This is a genomic window from Micromonospora sp. NPDC000442, assembly GCF_042898635.1.
Taxonomy (GTDB): Bacteria; Actinomycetota; Actinomycetes; order Mycobacteriales; family Micromonosporaceae; genus Micromonospora.
Map to the genome: position 1 here is coordinate 112,138 of NZ_JBIAYZ010000012.1, position 19,318 is coordinate 131,455.

Below are 19,318 nucleotides of genomic sequence, written 5' to 3' on the forward strand. Positions count from 1 at the left end.
GGGGAACCGGGTTCACCCGGCCAGCGGCGACGCTGGCGATGAGCTGGGCGGACGCGTCGCAGATCCCACCGGGTCACCCGGCGACGCCGTCCGGTCGGGGGAACGACACGGTCGAAAGCGGGGTCGGAGGTACGAGTGGGACAGGTCGGGACAGTTGTCGCGGTGGCCGGCGCCCTCGGCGTGGCGGCGGCCAGGGCCGCGCGGACCGCCGTCACCCGGCAGCGGGCCCGGCACGCCCGAGACCCGGGACGCTGGCAGGTGGTCACGGTCGACCGGCCACCAGAGCAGGTGCTGCCCACCGCGGCCTGGCCCGAGCCGCTCCGCCGCCTCGACGGCGCCGTCGAGGTCGCGGTGGCACGCGCACCGGGCGGCCGGGGTACCGAACTCGCGGCCCGGCCACGGCCGCACGCGGCCTGGCCCGGGCTCTCCGCGCACCTGCTGGGCGACGACCCTGGCCTGCTGGTGCGACAAGCGTTGTGGCAGGTCAAGCAGCTCGCCGAGACCGGTGAGGTGCTACGCGCCGACCGGACGCCCGGCGAGCGCGGGCCGGTGGTGCCGATCGACATTCCCCGGCCGCGGACGGACGGGCCGCCACGGTGAGAGCGCTGTGCTGGACCACCGGCGGCGAGTTGGCCGTACGCCAGGTGCCCGACCCGGAGCTGCGAAACGACCACGACGTGATCGTCCGGGTGCGGCGCAGCGCCACCTGCGGTGCCGACCTGCCGCTGCTCACCGGGCAGGTGCCGGGCCTGGCCGCCGGTGACGTACTCGGCCACGAGTTCCTCGGCGACGTGGTCGAGGTGGGCGCCGGAGTACGCCGGCACCGGGTCGGCGACCGGGTGGTGGTCTGCGCGTCGGTGGCCTGCGGTGCCTGCTGGTACTGCCGGCGAGGGTTGCCGTCCAGCTGCGACAACGGCAGCAGCGACCCGAGCGCGAGCGAGGCGGAGTGGGGTCACCCCGTGGCGGGCTGCTTCGGCCAGCCCCGGGCCGCGGGTGGCTTCGCCGGCAGCCACGCCGAGTACGTACGGGTGCCGTACGCCGACGTCGGGGCGTTTCCGGTGCCGGAGTCCGTCGGCGACGACCGGGCCCTGTTCGCCTCGGACGCCGCACCGGCCGGCTGGTTGGGTGCCGAGGGAGGCGAGGTGCGACCCGGTGACGTGGTGGCGGTGTGGGGAGCGGGTGCGGTCGGTCAGCTGGCCGCTCGGGCGGCCTGGCTGCTGGGTGCCGAGCGGGTGGTCGTCGTCGACCGGCACCCCGCGCGGCTGCTGATGGCGCGGCAGCACGTCGGCGCCGAGACCATCGACCGGCGGGGCACCGATGTCGCGGCGCAGTTGCGGGAGTTCAGCGGTGGGCGGGGACCGGACGTGTGTGTCGAGGCGGTCGGCGGTCCGGCGGGGGAACACCGGTCGCTCGCCGACCGGTTCACCGGCCGCGCCCGGGTGCCGGAAGCGGTCCGGGAGGCGGTGTACGCCTGCCGCAAGGGTGGCAGCGTCTTCGTCCTCAACGGCGGCGTCCGCCACGTCGACGCGTTCCCGGCCGGCACCGTCGTGCACAAGGGACTGACCGTGCGCGGGGGACGCCAGCACGGCCAGCGCCACATCCCGATGCTGCTGGACCGGATGGCCCGCGACGAGCTGCGTACTGAGCACTTGGCCACGCACCATTTCCCGCTGGAACGGGCCGCGGAAGGGTACGCCCTGTTCCGCGACCGGCCAGAGGAGTGCCTCCGCGCCGTGTTCACCCCGCAGTGACCGGGACCGGGCGGATCGGCGGCGACGGTGGCATGATCGCGGGATGGCTGCCCAACGTTCGTACGACGTGGTGCTGTTCGGGGCGACCGGGTTCACCGGCGGGCTCACCGCCCGCTACCTGGCCCGGCACGCGCCACCGGGACTGCGCTGGGCGATCGCCGGCCGCAATCCCGACAAGCTGGCCGCGGTCCGGGACCAGTTGACCGCGATCGACCCGACGCTGGCCGGGTTGCCGCTGCTCACCGCCGACGTCACCGACCCGGCCTCGCTGCGTGCGGTGGCCGCCGACGCCCGGGTGCTGGCCAGCACCGTCGGCCCGTTCGTCCACCACGGTGAGCCGCTGGTGGCCGCCTGCGCCACCGCCGGCACCGACTACCTCGACATCACCGGCGAACCGGAGTTCGTCGACCGGATGTACCTGCGCCACCACGCCGAGGCGGTGCGCACGGGTGCTCGGCTGGTGCACGCCTGCGGCTTCGACTCGGTCCCGCACGACCTCGGTGTCTGGTTCACGGTCAAACAACTGCCCGCCGACACCGCCGTCACCGTGGACGGGTACGTGCGGGCGGGCGGGCGGTTCTCCGCCGGCACGTACCACTCGGTACTGACCGCCTTCTCGCGTACCGGTGAGGCGTCGCGGGCGGCCCGCGAACGCCGCGCCGCCGAGCCACGCCCGACCGACCGCCGGGTCCGGGCCGTGTCGGGCCGACTGGCCCGCTCCCGGGACCTGCCGGTCTGGGCGGTACCGCTGCCGACCATCGACCCGCAGGTGGTCCGCCGCTCGGCCGTGGCCCGCCCCGAGTACGGTCCGGATTTCCGCTACCGGCACTTCGCGGCCGTGCGGCGGCTGCCGACGGTGCTGGCCGCCGGTGCGGGACTCGGAGCCGTGGTCGGGCTGGTGAAGCTGCCGCCGACCCGACGCTGGCTGCTCGGCCGGCTCGCCTCCGGGCAGGGACCGAGCGCCGAGCAGCGGGCGAAGTCGTGGTTCACGGTGCGTTTCGTCGGCGTCGGCGGCGGGCGACGCGTGGTGACGGAGGTGGCCGGCGGCGACCCCGGCTACGACGAGACCGCGAAGATGCTCGCCGAGTCGGCCCTCTGCCTGGCCTGCGACGATCTGCCGGCCACCTCGGGTCAGCTCACGCCGGTCACCGCGATGGGCGACGCGCTGCTGCACCGCCTCACCGCGGCCGGCATCACCTTCCGGGTGCTGAAGGAGGAGCCGGCGGCTTGACCCTCGACCAGGTCGAGGGGGCAGGATCGGCCCGTGGACAGTGACCTGCGCAGCATCGGTGAGCTGGCCCGGGCGAGTGGGTTGACGGTGAGCGCGCTGCGGTTCTACGCCGCCGCCGGGGTGCTGGTCCCGGCCCGGGTCGATCCGGTCACCGGGTACCGCTGGTACGCCGACGACCAGGTGGCACCGGCCCGGCTGGTGGCCGGGCTGCGCCGGATCGGCCTGCCGGTGGCCGAGATCGCCCGGGCGGTACGCGCGGAGCCCCCGGTGGTGCGCCGGCTGCTCGACGCGCACCTGGGGCGGCTGGCGGACGGACTGGCCGAGGCACGGCGCGAGGTCGCCCGGATCCGTCGCCTGCTCGCCGACGACCAGCCCCCGCCGGCCACCCGGCTCGTCCTGACCGGGTGTGCGTTGTCCGCCGCCGTGGACGCCGTCCGGTTCGCGGTCGGCACCGACCCGGCGCTGCCGGGGCTGGCCGGCGTGCTGCTCGACGTGACCGACGAGGGGATCCGGCTGGTGGCGACCGACCGGCATCGACTGGCGGTGGCGACGGCCGGCGCGACGGTGCACGGTCCGGCGGTGCGTGCGCTGCTGCCCGTGGCCGCGGTCGACCGGCTGCGCCGGCTCTCCGACGAGGCGGTCACCGGCGAGGTACGGCTGACCCTGGTCGGACGGCAGGTCGTCGCCGACGTCGCCGGGCGTCGGTTGCGGGTGACGACGCTGCCGTACGACTTTCCCGACTATCACGCCCTGCTGCCGGGAGCGACCGGCGGGCCGGCCCGGCGGGTGCCGGTGGACGCGCCGTGGCTGGTCGCCGCGCTGCGCTCGGGTGCCTCGACGGTGACCCGGGAGCACGCGGGCGGCCCGCTGCCGGTGACCGTGCTGGGGCTGGGCGGCCGGGACGCGCTACGCCTGCTCGACCCGGACGAACTGACCGACGATCCGGCCGGTCGGGCCGACGCCGAGCTGCGGGTCGGCGTCAACGGGGGGTACCTGCTCGACGCCCTGCACGCGGCGGGTGGCCCGCGCCTGGTGCTGGAACTGGATGGCCCGGTCACCCCGCTGGCCATCCGGCGGGCCGACGATCCGGCGGCCTTCTCCATCCTGATGCCGATCCGACTCTGACCGCGGCGACCCGTCCGGTCCGGCTCGGACCGGACGTCGAAACCGCCGGTCCGGGGTGGGTCGGGTGCGGGAGGCGGGGCGATCCGGGCGCGACGGTAGCATCTGGAGGTCCACCCGAGCCCGGACGGAGGCGTACGGAGCAGCATGCTCGACATGGAGTTGATCCGGAAGGATCGCGACGCGGTGGCGGCCGCGCTGGCGAAGCGGCTGGACGCCGCCGAGGTCGACCGGGTGCTGGAGGAGATCCAGCAGCTCGACCGGGAGCGCCGCCGGCTGATCAGTGAGATCGACGGGGAACGCCAGCGCCGCAAGGCCGAGGCCCGGGCGTACGCGCAGGCGAAGCGGGCCGGTGTCGAGCCGCAGGTCACCTCCGACGACGGTCGGAAGCAGGTCGCCGAGCTGGAGGCGGAACTCGACGAGGTGCAGGCGCGGCTGTGTACCACCATGAGCGAGCTGCCCAACCTGCCCGCCGAGGACGTGGTGCCCGGCGGCAAGGAGGCCAACCGGGTGGTGAAGACCTTCGGGGCGCCACCGGCGATCGAGAAGGTCCGCGACCACGTCGAGCTGAGCCGGATGCTGGGTCTGGTCGACCACGAACGCGGCGTCAAGCTCGGCGGCTCCGGCTTCTGGATGTACACCGGCCTGGGTGCCCGGCTGGAGTGGGCGCTGATCAACTGGCTGATCGAGCGGAACATCGAGGCCGGGTACGAGTTCCTCCTGCCGCCGCACCTGCTGCTGGACAGCGCAGGTTTCGCCGCCGGCCAGTTCCCCAAGTTCTACGACGACGTCTACCACCTGGACAAGCAGTCCGCGCCGCGCGGGCAGTTCCTGCTGCCGACGGCGGAGACGGCGATCCTCGGTGCGTACCAGGACGAGATCCTGGAGACCGCGAAGCTGCCGCTGAAGGTGTTCGCGTACACCCCGTGCTACCGGCGCGAGGCGGCCGGCTCGCACTCCGACGAGCGGGGCACCGTGCGGGGCCACCAGTTCAACAAGGTGGAGATCTTCCAGTTCACCCTGCCCGAGCAGGCCGACGCCGCGCTGGAGCAGATGGTCAGCCACGCGGAGAGCCTGGTCGAGGGGTTGGGTCTGCACTACCAGCGCAGCCTGCTCGCGGCCGGCGACTCCAGCGCGTCGATGCGCAAGACCCTGGACATCGAGGTGTGGATGCCCAGCACCGGCAAGTACAAGGAGGTCTCGTCGGTCTCCTGGGGCGGTGACTACCAGGCCCGCCGGGCGGCGATCCGCTACCGCGAGCCGGGCGGCAAGCAGACCCGCTTCGTGCACACTCTCAACGGCTCTGCCCTGGCCACCAGCCGCCTCTACCCGGCCATCCTGGAGCAGTTCCAGCAGCCCGACGGCTCGGTCCTGGTCCCGGAGGCCCTCCGCGACCGCCTAGCCACCGACCGCCTCACCCCCCGCTGACCCTGTCCCCACCCTCCCCCGCGTCGATCTTGCAGTTCTGGTCGCCGAAAGGTCCCCTTCGGCATCATTTGTCGGGGCAGAAAGTGCAAGATCGCCGGGGTGGGTGCGGCGGCGGGTGGTCAGGATGGTCAGGGTTGCGAGGGCGGCGAGGGTTGCCGCCAGGAGGGCGGGGCCGGCGGTCGCGATGGTGTCGGCGAGCCAGCGTTGGAGGGCGGTGGCGGTGGTGACCAGGGGATCGGTGAGGGCGTCGCGGTTGCCGGCGGCCAGCCGCGCCTCGTACCAGCCGTACCAGGCGACGTAGCCGCCGGCGAGCAGCAGCACCAGCCCGCTGGCCCGGGGTGCCCAGGCGCCGACGCCGCGCAGCCGGGCGACCACCTCGCCGCGCAGCAGCGCCACGCCGAGCGCGGCCACCGCGACCACCAACCCCATCCCGAGGGCGTACGCGCCGAACAGCGCCAGCCCGCGTGCCGTCGAGCCGGCCTGGAGGCTGGTCACCACGGTCGCCAGGAACGGCGCGATGGCGCAGCCCAGCGAGGCCGTCGCGGACGCCATTCCGAACAGCACCATCGACGGCAACGAGCGGGTCAACCGGGGCGCCCGGGCCAGCGGGCGCAGGGTCGGCAGCCGCCGGCCGGCGAGCAGCCAGCAGCCGAGCAGCACCAGCAGCAGGCCCAGCCCCACGGTGAACCAGGGCAGCCGGGGCCGCAGCCAGTCGGCGACCGGGGCCAGCGCCAGCCCGAAGGCACCGAACACCAGGACGTACCCGAGGGTGAGCGCACCCGCGGCGGTCAGCGCCCGACCGACGGCACCCCGGGTGTCGGTGGTCCCGGCGACCAGCAGCGACAGGTACGCCGGCAGCATCGCGGAGCCGCACGGGTTGACCGCGCCGAGCATGCCCGCGGTCAGCGCGAGCAGCAGCGGCGCTTCCATCAGGTGGCCAGTGCGGTGACCCGGCGGGTGAGATCCTCACCGTCCAGCCAACCCTGGTGAATCACCCGGCCGTCCCGGTCGATGATGACGAAGGTGCTCTGCTCGACGACCTCGAAGCGTCGCCAGATCACTCCCTCCCGGTCCTCGATCTGCGGCATCGGGCCCAGTTCGAACTCGGTGACGAAGTCGGTCATCGCCTTGCGCTCACCGAGCCCCGCGACACCGATGATCGGCACGCTCTGCCGGAAGCCGGGCTCGATCTCGGCGATCGTCCACGCCTGGCTCGCGCAGGTGGCGCACCAGGGCGCCCAGAACCAGAGCACCACCGGCCGGCCGGCCAGGGTGGCGGCGTCGAAGGCCGCACCGTCCAGGGTGGTGCCGGTGAACCGCAGGGTGTCCGGCACCGGGCTGGTCGGCCCGGTCGACGGGGACGTGGCGTCGGCCGTGGCGGACGCCGGGCCACCGGCCGGCGGGGCCGCCTCGGCGTTCGGACCGGCGCCGCATCCGGCGGTGGCCAGCACGGCGGCGAGCAGGGCGGCGGTGGCCGCCCCGGTGACCCGTCCGGTTGGTGGAACCGACCCCATCGGCGTCTCCTTCGGTTCGCTCGCCCGTCACCCGGGCAGCCACGCCGCCCGGTCGGCGGACTCAGGCCTCAGTCAGCCGCAGCGCCAACGCCGGGCAGACCTTCACCGCCTTCACCGCGCCCTCCCGCAACCAGGTCGGTACGGGGGTGGGCGGAAAGGCGGGATATCCGTTCTGGTCCAGCCGGATGAAGTCCGGCACCACGTGGGCGCAGAGGCCGTGCCCGTCACAGCGGGACCAGTCCAGGACCAGCTTCTGCGGGTCGGGATCGGGGGCGCCGGGCAGACCCATCATGCCCTTGACCCGCCGTCCGCAGCCCTCCCCGGTGGTGTGCTTCTTCAGGTCCTCGGCGAAGACCTCCATCGCCGAGAGCGCGAAGCGGGACGTGCCGTCGGGGTGGCTGCAGGCGCCGCGACCCTTGACGTCGCCGGCGGCGGCCCGGACGACCTCCACCGGCGCGCTGCCGGAAACCGCCAGGTCGACGGCGCGGGCCAGGTCCGGCAGACCTCGTTTGCACGGGCCACACTGCCCGGCGGACTCGCCGGCCAGGTAACGGACCACCTGCGCCGCCTCACCGAGCGGGCAGGTGTCGTTGGCGAGCGGGACGATGATGCCGGCGCCGAGCGTGCCGCCGACCGCGGCAAGCCCCTTGCGGGAGACCTCGGCCTTTTCCGCCGCCTCCCGGGTGATCCACTTACCGTGGTAGCCGCCCATCAGGATGCCGGGACCGTCCGGTACCTCGCACAGTTCGAGGATCTCGGCCAACGGGGTACCGGCCGCGCACTCCACCACCGCGTGCCGCTTCGCCGCGCCGGTGATGCTGAGCAGCACCGTGCCGGGTTCGTCGTCGGTGCCGAGCGCCGCGTACTCGTACGGACCGAGTCGGGCGGCGATCGCCATCTGGGCGTACGTCTCGGCGTTCGACAGCAGGGTCGGCATCCCGCCGACGCCGGAGTCGCTCGAACGCTTCTTGGTGCCGGGCGGAATGTGCGGCAGCCCGTTGATCCCGTTCACCAGCGCGCCGCCCTCACCGCTGATGAACCGGTGCGGCACCGTCACGACGCTTGTCGGCGCCGGCATCCGGCGCTCGTCCAGGGCCTCCATCAGGGAGTCCCGGCCCACCAGGTCGTCGGCGACACAGAGCACGATCTCCTCGGCGTCCAACGCGAACGCGGCCAGCGCGGCACCGTCGAGGATCAGGTGCGGTGCCCGGGTGAGCAGGACCTTGTCCTTCCAACTTGCCGGCTCACCCTCGGTGGCGTTGACCACCACCACGGGCGGCAGATCCTGACGTTCACAGGACTCCAGCACCGCACGCAGCTTCCGGGCGAACGGGAATCCGGCCCCGCCCTTGCCCTTGAGCTGGATGCCCTCGGCCAGACGCAGCAGGTTGGACGGCTCCATCGGGCTGATCGGCCCGTGCACCAGCTCGTGGGCACGCAGGTCGAGCCGGCCGAACTCGGCGAACCCCGCGGTGAGCCGGGGCTCACCCACGGCAGCCACCGGGGGAACGGTGGTCCGCATCGTCACTTGGCCTCACCCCGCAGCCCGGCCCAGTAGGCGCCGTCCACCGAGTCCGGGTCGGCCCGGCGGCGACGCCGACTCTCCGCCGACGAGGCCCGGCGGGCACGTCGGGAGGCCAGGTCGACCAGGGTCGGAGTGTCGTCGTCGGCCACGTCGTCCGGGGCGTACCGGGCCGGCGGACGCCAGTAGTCGGTCTCCGCCTCCGGCAGGTCGTCCTCAGCGCTGTGCCGCCCACCGCCGCTGCGTGGCGCGGCGGAGATCGGCGAGCCGGAGATGGGTGCACCGGAGATCGGGCCGGCCGAGATCGAGGCGGTCGACTCCCACCGGCGAGGGCTGTCCCAGGGCTCCTCCGGCTCGTCCTCCATCCGCTGCGGCGGGGCCGAGTACCGGCTGTCGGTCCGGGACCGGCGGGAACGGCCGTACTCCTCCTCGTCGTCGGAGTCGCGGCGACGGCGGCGCACCGGCTCCTCGTACTCCACCAGGTCCTCGTCGCGACGGGACGCACGACGGCCTACCGGCTCGCGCTCCTCCTCGCGCCGCGACCGGCGACCGGTCGGCTCCTCGTCGCGCCGCGGCCGGCGGACCACCGGCTCCAGGTCCTCCTCGACCCGCGCCGAGCGCCGCCCGGTGGTCTCCAACTCCTCGTCGCGGCGGGAGGAACGCCGACTGGCCGGCTCGGCATCGCGGCGTCGGCGCGCCACCGGCTCCAGCACCTCGGTCTCGCGACGCACGACCCGCTCCAGTTCCTCCTCCTCGCGGCGCGAGGCACGCCGGACGACCGGCTCGAACTCCTCGTCGCGACGGTCCCGACCGGCTCGTACGGGCTCGCGCAGGGTGCCCGGCTCGGGGACCACCGGCACGGTGAACCGTTCCGGGTCGTTGCGTCGGATGGTGGGGCTGGCCCAGGTCCCGGAGGTGCTGTCGGCCCAGCTGGTGTCGCGACGGACCCGCTTCTCGCGACCGTCGTCGGCTTCCTCGCGCCGGCCGGTCAGGGTGCCGAGCAGGGACTTGCCCCGGGTCTCCTCGGTGGACTTGGCCCCGCTCATGACCTCGTTCAGCACAGCAGCCTGCTGTTGCTCGCGGCTGCGCCGTTGCAGGGTGACCGAGAGGCGGACCATCAGGGCGAGCACGACCAGCACCACGCAGGCGAAGTAGCTCAGACCCACCCAGGTGGCGGGCGGACGGCCGGCGAGCAGACCGTGGAAGATTGCGAACGGCCAGGAGACGTACGCCATGGAGTGCAGGGCACGCCACACCCACTTCGGGCCGACGTCGGCGAAGCGGGCCCGGATGATCCCGGTCCAGAGCACACCCACCATCAGCAACGCGGCGATGGTGCCGAGCCCGACGTAGAGGCCCCGGCCACCGACGAACGGCACGGCGGCGTCGGTCACCCCCGCCCGACCGCTGGCGATCTTCGTGATGACGTGGAAGGCCAGCCCGGCCACGCCGAGGATGCCGGTGGCCCGGTGCGCGGACTGCAACAGCACCCGATGCCGGATGAGCAGCACCAGCCGATCGGTGGCGAGCAGTCCCATCATCACCGTGAGGCTCAGCGCGACCAGCGCGATCACGCCGGCGAAGAACTCGGTGAAGAAGAAGCCCATCGCGTACATCTTCTGGCCCGCGCCGGTGAGCATCGTCAACGCCCACAGCGCGGCGAGCCCGGACGCGGAGAGCGCCATGATCTGGCCGCGGGACCGGACGCGGATCCCTCGACTGCTGCTGCTGGTACGTACGGCAGCTGCCTTCTCGTTCTGCGTAGCCCGGACCATCTGCTCCTCGATCGTCTCGCGGCGGCGCACCGCCGGCCGACCCTGTTCCCCATTCCAGTACGCAGCGCGGCTCCAGTCGGATCAGTGTCGTAAGAAAAAATCTCGCCGAGTTGTCGAACCGCCCCGCCACCCGGCGCGTGTAACGGCCGCACCGCCGCCCTTCCCAGCCTGCACATTGACAGGCATTGAAATGAGCTTGTAACCTTTCCGAAATTTTCAGCCCTGATTGCAAGATCCGGGCAACCGCACCGCCTTCCCGTCCCCCGGCACCCCTGGAGCACCCGATGCATCGACGTCGACTCCGCCCGGCGATCGTCGCCCTCGCCGTGATCGCCGGCCTCCTCGCCCCTGGCGTGGTGACCGCACCCCCGGCCGCCGCCGCCCCCAGTGGCGGCAAGAAGGTCATCGCCAACCTCTTCGAGTGGAACTGGCCCTCGGTCGCCAGCGAGTGCAGCAGCACCCTCGGCCCGAAGGGCTACGGCTACGTCCAGGTGTCACCACCGCAGGAGCACGTACGCGGCAACCAGTGGTGGGTTGCCTACCAGCCGGTCAGCTACCGGATCGAGTCCCGCAAGGGCACCCGCGCGCAGTTCAAGTCCATGGTCGACACCTGCCACGCGGCCGGCGTGAAGGTGATCGTCGACGCGGTCATCAACCACATGTCCGGCCAGGACAACGGCGGCACCGGCTGGGCCGGCTCGACCTACCAGCACCACGTCTACCCCGGCATCTACCAGTCACAGGACTTCCACTACTGCGGACGCAACGGCAACAACGACATCGCCAACTACAACGACCGCTACGAAGTGCAGAACTGCGAGCTGGTCAACCTCTCCGACCTGAAGACGGAGTCCGACTACGTCCGCTCCCGGCTGGCCGCGTACCTCAACGACCTGCTGTCGCTCGGGGTGGACGGCTTCCGGCTGGACGCCAGCAAGCACATGCCGGCAGCCGACATCGCCAACATCCGCAGCCGGCTCAACCGGTCGGCGTACATCGTGCAGGAGGTCATCTACGGCGCAGGCGAGCCGATCACGCCGAACGAATACACCGGCAACGGTGACGTGCACGAGTTCCGCTACGGCAAGGACCTGGCCCGGGTGTTCCGCTCCGAGCGGCTCGCGTACCTGCGTAACTTCGGCGAGGGCTGGGGCCATCTGCCCGGCGGCGTGTCCTCCGTCTTCGTGGACAACCACGACACCCAGCGCGACGACGGCGGCGTGCTCACCTACCGCGACCGGGGCATCTACGCCCTCGCCAACGCGTTCATGCTGGCCTGGCCGTACGGCTCCCCGACGGTGATGTCGAGCTACACCTTCAGCAGCCGCGACGCCGGCCCACCCTCGGACGGCAGCAACAAGACGCGCAACACGGTCTGCTACTCCGGCTGGGAGTGCGAGCACCGCTGGCCGGTGATCGCGAACATGGTCGGCTTCCGCAACGCCACCGAGGGTTCCGGGGTCAGCAACTGGTACGACAACGGCAACAACCACATCGCCTTCAGCCGGACCGGCCGGGGCTTCATCACCATCAACGACGAGGGCTCCGCGATCAACGGCCGCTCCTACTACACCGGACTCCCGGCCGGCCGCTACTGCGACGTCATCCACGGCACCTTCACCAACGGCACCTGCTCCGGCCCGGTCATCACGGTCGACACCAACGGCTGGTTCGCCGCCAACATCCCCGCCCACGACGCCATAGCCCTCCACCTAAACGCCCGCCTCCCCTAACCCCACCCCCCACCCCACCCCACGCCCGCCCCCCGCCCCCACGCCCGCCCCACCCCCGCCCGCGTTGATCAAGGAGTTTTGGTCGCTCTCGCGCCGGATCTCGACGCAAACTTCTTGATCAACGCGGGCGAGGGGTGGGGTTGAGGGTGATTTGATGGTTTTTGGGGTTAAGGTGGAGTTGTGGGGGTTTTGTGGAGTTTTGGGGCGCGGGGGCGGCGGGGGGTCGCTGTCGGGGTCGGCGTGGCGGTGCTGATGGGCGGGGCCGCGTACACCGGGTGGGCGCTGACTCCGGCACCTGAGACGGCACCGGTCGCCGGGCCAACCGCCGGGGCGGGGCTGCCGACCGCGGAGGTGCCGCCATCCGCCGACGCCGAGCGGGTGCTGCCCGCCGCACCGGCACCGGACGGGCTCCCGGAGATCGACTACGACCCGGCCCCCGCCGGTTTCCCCGACGACCCGGACACCCTGGACACCACACCGCTGACCCAGGGCCTGCATCCGACCCGCAAGCTCGCCGCGTACGACGCACCCGGCGGCCGGCCACTTGCGTTCCTGATGCCGACCATCAGCGAGGTGGAGCTGACCGTGCCGATCGCCCGCCGCGAGTCCGGCTGGACGGCGGTGCTGCTCCCCTCGGCCAACCGCAAACTGGCCTGGCTACCACCCGGCGGCTTCCGCACCGTCGCGCTGCGCGACCAGATCGTCGTGGAACGGGCACCCTTCCGGCTCACCTGGTTCCGCGACGGCACCGCCAAAGAATCCTGGCAGGTCAGCCTCGGCCAACGCGGCCAGGAAACCCCACTCGGCCGGACCTTCGTGCTGGGCCGCACGCCACCGCCCGAGTCGGTCTACGGCGGGGTGGACATCTACGCCCTCGGCTCGATCCCCGACGACCTGGACTCGGTGCCGGCCGGACTGCGCGGCGCCCACATCGGCATCCACACCTGGTATCACGACGGTGAGCTGGGCCAGCAGACCACGAACGGCTGCATCCGGTTGACCGCCAGCGGTCAGCGCCTGTTGCTGGAGAAGGTACGCCCGGGCACCCCGGTGGTGGTCGTCGACGAACTGCCCGACCCGCCACCGACCGCCTGAGCGGGAACCCGGGCAAACCGCATCGCCGGATCAGGCAGTCGTCACGACGAACCGGACCGGTTCTTTCAGCACGACGGCCGCCCCTTGCAGATCAGCGAGGCGGGCGGAGAGGGTGGCCGCAGCAAGCCGCTTCGGCAACGCGACGCTGAACTTGAGGCCGTCGAGGGCCTTTTCGTTGACCCCTGGCAGGCAGAGCCGGTCGCCGGCATCGGACGTCAGGGCCTGCCACTCGGACGGCGTGACGTTCTCGCGCAATCGGATGCTGTGGTCGTCGAAGCGTTCCACCGGATCGACAACCTCACCGAGGGTAGCGGTCAGGGTGGCGTTCGTCCGGACGCCGGCCCAGGTCCACCAGCGTAGGTCCCCACCGTCCTCCCGCACGATGACAGTTCCGCCGGGATGCACCAGGTGTGCTTTCTCCCCGCGCTCCCGGGCAAGTCGCTCGAGTGCCCGCCGGGTGAGCCGAACCGGCGGATGCGCGCCAAGCAGCACCTCACGGACCGCACGGGTCAGGGGAAAGCCCTGGTACGCCCAGCCGGTGCCGGTCCAGCGAGCACGGCCCCCGCCGTCTGCGGGTTCGACGAAGCACCGTCGCCGACGCCAGTCGATGTAGGTGACTCGCCAACTGCGGCCGGTCAACAGCAGCCGCCGCTCACCCCGGACCTCCTCGGTCAGCAGACTGGGGTCGATCCGCCCCAGCTCTGTGCGACCGAGTAGGACGGTGAACTCAGGTGGGCCGGTGAACACCGCCGTCATGTCCATGAAGTGCCGGTGGCCGAAGCGTGCCTCGGCGGCCGGACCGATGAAGAGCATCCCCCCGTCCCGATCGAGGTAGCCGTGCTCGACGAGGTGCCGGACGATGGGGCGGGCGGCCTCCCCGAACGGAGCCAACCCGTTCCATGCCTGCACCCACAGTTGGTCGCCAACCCGGTGTTCTTGAAGGCAGAGCGCAAGCATCTGCTGGGCGACGATGTGGCGAGGCTCCGGCGGGGCGACGACCGGCTCGACCCAGCCACGGGACCAGACCAGCAGTAGCGCGGCCGCCTCAACGAGCGACTCTCCGTCAAGCGACAGGAACAGGCAGTTACGGTTGCTGGCCGGCCGGCGGCCCGTACGGCCGAGCCGCTGGAGGAACGATGCGACCGTGGCCGGAGCGTCAACCTGGATCACTCGGTCCAGGTCGCCGACGTCGATGCCGAGTTCCAGAGTGCTTGTGGAGACGATGACGCAGTCGCGTGCCTCACTGAACGCCTGCTCGGCGCGACGTCGTTCATCGGCGGAGAGCGAGGCATGTGACAGGAATGTGGTCACCCCCTTCATCCGCAGCAGTTCACCGAGTTCCTCGACAGCCTGCCGGGATTCGCAGAAGACCAGCCGTTTCTCCCCCCGGTGCAGGCTGGCGATCACCGTCGCGGCGTTGACAAGCGAGCCGACATAATCCAGCTCGATGTCGCCAGGTGGCGGGCGGTCCGTGGCAGCGGTCGGGTCGGGAGCAACGACCTCCCCCGGTCGGTGGCCTGCCCCCGCGCCCTGAAGCCAGGTGAGCAGCTGGCTCGGGTTGCCCACGGTGGCGGAGAGCCCGATCCGTTGCAGGGGACGCCCGGCCACCCGGGCGAGCCGTTCCAGCACAGCCAGCAGATGCCAGCCGCGGTCGTCCCCGGCGAAGGCGTGCACCTCGTCCACGACGACGGCCCGCAGCCCGGCAAAGAAGCTGCGGTGGTCGACCTTTGCGCTGACCAGCATGGACTCCAGCGACTCCGGCGTGGTGAGCAGGATGTCCGGCCGCTCGTAGAGCACAGCTCGGCGCCGGGCGGCAGTGACGTCGCCATGCCAGACCGCAGCGCGCCGCCCGAGCCATCCGGTGTACTGCTCCACCCGGGGTTGCAGGTTGTTGAGCAGCGCCTTGAGCGGTGCCAGGTAGAGCACCGACGTGCCGGTCCACTGCCTCTCCGCCATCCGGGTCAGCAGCGGAAACAGCGCTGCTTCCGTCTTTCCGCCTGCGGTGGGCGCCAGCAGCAGCACGTCGTTGCCGCCCCGCACCGGCCCGATTGCGGCCCGCTGCATTGGCCGCAGATCACGCCACCCCAAGCTGTTGACCAGGTGGTGCATCACCACCGGATCGAGGTCGATCGGCATCTCAGATCGGCAGTTCGATGTCGTCGGCGAACGCGGCGGCGTTACGTTCCACATCGGTCAGCTCGTCGTTTCGCAGGGTCAACTGGTAGTGCTGGCGCGGGTTCCAGTCGGTGAACTGGTCGACCCGGTCGAACACGTCCGCGACCAACTTCTTCAGGTAGATCCGGGGTGCCACGCCTACCTGCCCGCCCAGCGCCCCGGTGACGGCGGCGGCTAGGAGAGCCAGATACTCGTCGTCGACTCGGGAGTCGACCGCCGGACTGCCGTAGATCGCCCGCACCCGCTGGCCGAGGTCGACGAGCGCGTCGGCGGTGAAGCCGGGCAGCCGCAATTGGGTGGCGCGCGGGTTGTCCCAGCGCGGATCCGGGCCGAAGTCGGTGGCGAGTCGCTGGGCCAGCGGCGCGAGCCGCTGCACACCCTGCGGGCCGTCGTAGAAGGCGGGCGTGCCGGTGATCACCACCATCAGGCCCGGAAAGCGGTCCGCGTACACCTCGTCGATAAGTTGGCGCAGCGAGTTGAGGGCCTTGTCGCGGGCATCGGATCGCACCCGTTGCAGCGTCTCGACCTCATCGAGCACCAGCAGCAGTCCCTGGTGACCGCTGTCTCGCAGCACGGTGAGCAATCCCCGTAGGAAGCTCAACGCGGCGTAGTGGTCGAGGTCGCCCTTGACGCCCGCCGCCCGACGCGCCGCCGCGGCGACGTGTGGCTGGCCGCCGAGCCATGCCGCGAGACCGTCCGCAGTAGCGTGGTCCGCGCCCACACTTGCGGCTCGGTAGCCGCGCAATGCCGCCGCGAATCCTGGCGTGTTGCGGGAGATGTCTCCCAACCGGCGCTCAAGCAGGTCGTTGACCGCCTGGTCGAGCGCGTCCGTGTCGTCCTCGGCGACGGTGCCGCCGGCCAGGACGTCTTCCTCCAATGCAAAGATCCAACCATCGAGTACGGGCCGGAAAGCGCTGGGCGCGAACTGTTCGGTGCTGAGGTGTTCGACCAGGCGGCGGTAGACCGTCTCCATCCGGTGCAGCGGCGTTTCCAACTCCGAGATCTGCACCTCGGCGGCGGCAAAGCCGCGTCTCTTGGCGCGCTCGGCCAGCCACCGGGTGAAGAAGGTCTTGCCGGCGCCGTACTCGCCGCGCACCGCTTTGAAGACGCTGCCGCCGCCGGCCACCCGGTCGAGGTCGTCGTCAAGCGCGGCGGTGAACCTGTCCAAACCGACGGCGAGCGCGTCCAGGCCGTTGCTCGGCACGACGCCACGGCGCAGGGCGTCAATGATGTCCCTGCGGCGACGGGCGGAGATGTCGGCCGTCACTGCGGCCCCAACTCGAACTGCTCGATCAGCAACGTGCGATCGAGGTGCACCGTTTTCCCGTCCGCGTCGACCGTGATCACGGGATAGCCCTCGACCTGGAGTAGCCGGCGCAGCGCCGTGAGGGTGCCGGTGATGCGGTGCGCCGGGACTCGGGCCCGAGCGGCGAGGGTGTCGAGAGTGGCCCGGTCACCGTTGGCCAGCAAGGTACGCAGCAGCGCGGCGACCCGTTCGTCGGCGAGCGGCAGCCGGGGGTCACGCCGTTGGGCGTACCGGTCGCTGGCCAGCAGCGCGGTCACCAGATCGGACGGCGGCACCGGCACCGCTGCTGCGACAGGCGCAGCAGCCGGAGCGGCGGTCACCAGGTCGAAGAGTCCCTCCGGCTGGTGTTCCACCGGACGGCGGGCACGGCGGCGGGCCGGCGCGCCCGGCTCGGCCGGTGCGTCGGACGTCTCGGGCAGCGGCTCGCGCCACCAGTCCGGACTGGCCACCGGAGCACCGGACCAGCCGGGCACGGAGACATCGTCACCGGGGGCCAGCACGAGCAGCGGGATCACCGCTTCGGCTGCGGCGGCACCACCGTGGTAGCCAGCCTTGCGCGGCCCGTACCGCAGCTCCTCGCGCCAGGGCACGACGATCTCGCCACCGGCGAGCGCAACCCGGCTGCCGGCCAACCTGACCTCGCCGTCTCCGGCCGGCGCGGCGGCCGGCCGCCACCGGTTCTCGCTGCTGGGGCTGGGCACGACACTCCCGTCCGGCCCCCGGTCGACCACGTGGCCGTGGTCGGAGACGAGCACCACGACCCGGTCGGTCACCGACGCCAGTAGGTCGTCGACGGCGGTGATGGTGTCGGTTCCCCAGACGGTGGTGCCCGGATCACTGCGGTCGAGCGCGTCGTCGATGGTGTTGACCACGGCGGCCACGACCGGGACGGCGGAGTCCTCGACGGCCGCCCGCACGTCCGGATCAAGGGCCATCCCGGCCCCGGCGCGCAGTGACGCCTTGTGCAACAGCCGCCCGGTGGGGAACCGCTGCGTGAAGGCCGTCAGCTCGGCCCGTTGGCTACCGGTCGTGATCCGCCCGCTCAGCAGGCTGCACCGGCTGACCTCGGTCACGGTGGGCAGCGCTGCCAGGATGCCCGTGCGGGGTCCCCCGTCAGGGGTCAACTCCACCCAGGCACCTCTGCGGGTGACCGATTCGGCCACCTCGGTCGCCGCCGCGACACTCATCCCGTCGAGGATCAGCAGCAGGACTCGCCGCCGCTGGTCGAGGAAGGGCTGGACCACCCGGTCGAGGACGTCCTCGACGCGCAGCAGGGCACCGGGTTCGCTCTCCGCGCCGGTGGTGGCGGCGAGCAGCTCGGCGAACTGCTGGTCGTGCCGGGCACGGCGGGCATCCACCGCCTGGTGCAGCAGTCGGTACGCGGCACCGACCTGCGGGTCGGAGTCACCGGCGAAGATGTCGAGCCGAGCCCGATCAACCCACCCGTCCTGCCGCACCTGGCGGTGCAGCGCGTCGAGCAGAGTGACCGGTGCGGTGGTCTCGGGGGTGCTGAGCCAGCGCAGCAGGCGCAACGCCATCCGGGCCGTTTCCTCCCGGCGCGGCTCGGCCGCTCGGTGTTCCTCCACGGCGGTGAGCGCCACCTGCGCCCGGTTCACGGCGGCCGGCTGCGCGGCACCGCCGGCCGGCACGGCGAGGCGCACAGCGTCGGCGAAGGCCCGCAGCCGCTGGACGAAGCCGCTGGGCAGAACGGTCGACGCACCGAGCAGCTCGGTGATGCCGATCTCCACGGCAATCGCCTCGGCCCGTCGCAGCATCCGCATCGCCTCGGCGCGGCCCTCGACCCCGGTGTCCATGCTCCGGTAGACCCACGCCTCGGCGGCCTGGTGCAACGCATCGGCCTGATCGGCGGTCAACGACAACCCGCCGAACCTCGGCTCCAGCCTGGTCCGGCCGACCGCCGCCACGACCTCGCCGCTACCCGCAGCGGAGTAGAGCAGCCCGGCCAGCAGCCCCAACGGGATGACGTCGACCCCGTGCCCGGCCCGCACCGCGGCCATGATGCCGACGGCGGCCCGGCCCGCGATGCCGGTCAGATACGCGGTGATGCCTTCCGCCACGGCCTCGGCCACGCCGATGAACCGCTGTTGCCGGGTGGCGTCGGTGGTCCACTGCACCAGACCGCTGTCGTCCAGTTCACCGGCCGGCAGGTCGAGCAGCTCGGCGGTGAGACTACGCAGGGCGTGGTCGCGGGTGAGGATCGCGCCGGGCGGCGTCGGCCACCCCTCGGGCGGGGCATGGTCGCTCAGCGCGTCGGCGACCCACCGTCCGGTCCGGACCAGGGTCGGATCGAGGCTCGCCATCCCGCCGAACAGTTGCCGGACCAGATCCCACGGATCGATCTTGCGTACGGTCTGCTTGCTGAGGTGGGCGAGCAGGCCGTCACCGAGGTCGCTCTCGCTCAGCTCGGTGAGCAGCACGAGCCGTTCCCCGTCGACGCGGTCGTGCAGAGCGGCCCGGGCGGCCAGGGGCGTCGGGCAGGGCACCACCCGGATCCGGGTATCGCCCACGGTGAGCACCGGGTCGACGGGCCACTCCGGGCGGGCGGCCAGCGCGATGGCGTACGCCGGGTCGTCCTCGCCCAGCCACGCCTCGACCTTGCGCCGAACGGCGTCGGGTGTCGCGACGTTGACCGGGGCACTCACGAC

14 protein-coding genes are annotated in these 19,318 nt (G+C 72.2%); 7 read left to right on the forward strand and 7 right to left on the reverse strand.

Annotation, left to right across the window (positions count from 1 at the left end; all coding sequences use genetic code 11):
* Window positions 1-135: 135 nt before the first annotated feature.
* The 5 genes from ACFY2A_RS20240 (at window position 136) to serS (ending at window position 5,532) form a co-directional block, all read left to right on the forward strand.
* On the forward strand, window positions 136-600 hold the full coding sequence (locus ACFY2A_RS20240; RefSeq protein ID WP_387173556.1) for a hypothetical protein: 465 nt from the start codon (window positions 136-138) through the stop codon (window positions 598-600).
* Entirely contained in the window at window positions 597-1,751 is a 1,155-nt protein-coding gene (locus ACFY2A_RS20245; protein ID WP_387173559.1) for an alcohol dehydrogenase catalytic domain-containing protein, read from the forward strand. Before ACFY2A_RS20240 ends, ACFY2A_RS20245 begins: the two co-directional genes overlap by 4 nt.
* 43 nt (window positions 1,752-1,794) lie before the next feature.
* Window positions 1,795-2,982 (forward strand): saccharopine dehydrogenase family protein, encoded by a 1,188-nt coding sequence (locus tag ACFY2A_RS20250; protein WP_387173561.1) that lies wholly within the window; start codon window positions 1,795-1,797, stop codon window positions 2,980-2,982.
* Window positions 2,983-3,015: 33 nt separating this feature from the next.
* Window positions 3,016-4,107, forward strand: coding sequence for a MerR family transcriptional regulator (locus tag ACFY2A_RS20255; protein ID WP_387173563.1), 1,092 nt, complete (start codon window positions 3,016-3,018; stop codon window positions 4,105-4,107).
* Window positions 4,108-4,251: 144 nt separating this feature from the next.
* Window positions 4,252-5,532, forward strand: coding sequence for a serine--tRNA ligase (serS, locus tag ACFY2A_RS20260; RefSeq protein WP_387173565.1), 1,281 nt, complete (start codon window positions 4,252-4,254; stop codon window positions 5,530-5,532).
* Here serS and ACFY2A_RS20265 read toward each other — a convergent pair.
* From ACFY2A_RS20265 to ACFY2A_RS20280, 4 genes are all read right to left on the reverse strand, one after another.
* Window positions 5,503-6,462: a cytochrome c biogenesis CcdA family protein gene (locus tag ACFY2A_RS20265; RefSeq protein ID WP_387173567.1), complete on the reverse strand. Its 960-nt coding sequence runs from the start codon at window positions 6,460-6,462 to the stop codon at window positions 5,503-5,505. The two genes, serS and ACFY2A_RS20265, sit on opposite strands and share 30 nt — an antisense overlap.
* Window positions 6,462-7,046, reverse strand: a complete 585-nt coding sequence (locus ACFY2A_RS20270) for a redoxin domain-containing protein (RefSeq protein ID WP_387173569.1) — start codon at window positions 7,044-7,046, stop codon at window positions 6,462-6,464. The genes ACFY2A_RS20265 and ACFY2A_RS20270 overlap by 1 nt, the downstream gene beginning before the upstream one ends.
* 61 nt (window positions 7,047-7,107) lie before the next feature.
* On the reverse strand, window positions 7,108-8,568 hold the full coding sequence (locus tag ACFY2A_RS20275; RefSeq protein WP_387173711.1) for an NADH-ubiquinone oxidoreductase-F iron-sulfur binding region domain-containing protein: 1,461 nt from the start codon (window positions 8,566-8,568) through the stop codon (window positions 7,108-7,110).
* Between the two features lie 2 nt (window positions 8,569-8,570).
* Window positions 8,571-10,373, reverse strand: a complete 1,803-nt coding sequence (locus ACFY2A_RS20280; protein WP_387173571.1) for a hypothetical protein — start codon at window positions 10,371-10,373, stop codon at window positions 8,571-8,573.
* Window positions 10,374-10,627: 254 nt separating this feature from the next.
* Between ACFY2A_RS20280 and ACFY2A_RS20285 the strand changes: the two genes are divergently transcribed.
* Together ACFY2A_RS20285 and ACFY2A_RS20290 are read left to right on the forward strand one after the other, a co-directional pair.
* Window positions 10,628-12,076, forward strand: coding sequence for an alpha-amylase family protein (locus tag ACFY2A_RS20285; RefSeq protein ID WP_387173573.1), 1,449 nt, complete (start codon window positions 10,628-10,630; stop codon window positions 12,074-12,076).
* Between the two features lie 180 nt (window positions 12,077-12,256).
* Entirely contained in the window at window positions 12,257-13,171 is a 915-nt protein-coding gene (locus ACFY2A_RS20290) for a L,D-transpeptidase family protein (protein WP_387173575.1), read from the forward strand.
* A 30-nt stretch (window positions 13,172-13,201) separates the two neighbouring features.
* Here the strand turns inward: ACFY2A_RS20290 and ACFY2A_RS20295 are convergent, their stop codons facing one another.
* The 3 genes from ACFY2A_RS20295 to pglZ are packed head-to-tail and all read right to left on the reverse strand — an operon-like array spanning window position 13,202 to window position 19,315.
* Window positions 13,202-15,307, reverse strand: coding sequence for a DEAD/DEAH box helicase (locus ACFY2A_RS20295; protein WP_387173577.1), 2,106 nt, complete (start codon window positions 15,305-15,307; stop codon window positions 13,202-13,204).
* Window position 15,308: 1 nt separating this feature from the next.
* On the reverse strand, window positions 15,309-16,613 hold the full coding sequence (gene brxD, locus ACFY2A_RS20300; protein ID WP_387173579.1) for a BREX system ATP-binding protein BrxD: 1,305 nt from the start codon (window positions 16,611-16,613) through the stop codon (window positions 15,309-15,311).
* Window positions 16,610-19,315: a BREX-2 system phosphatase PglZ gene (pglZ, locus tag ACFY2A_RS20305; RefSeq protein WP_387173581.1), complete on the reverse strand. Its 2,706-nt coding sequence runs from the start codon at window positions 19,313-19,315 to the stop codon at window positions 16,610-16,612. The genes brxD and pglZ overlap by 4 nt, the downstream gene beginning before the upstream one ends.
* Window positions 19,316-19,318: the final 3 nt, after the last annotated feature.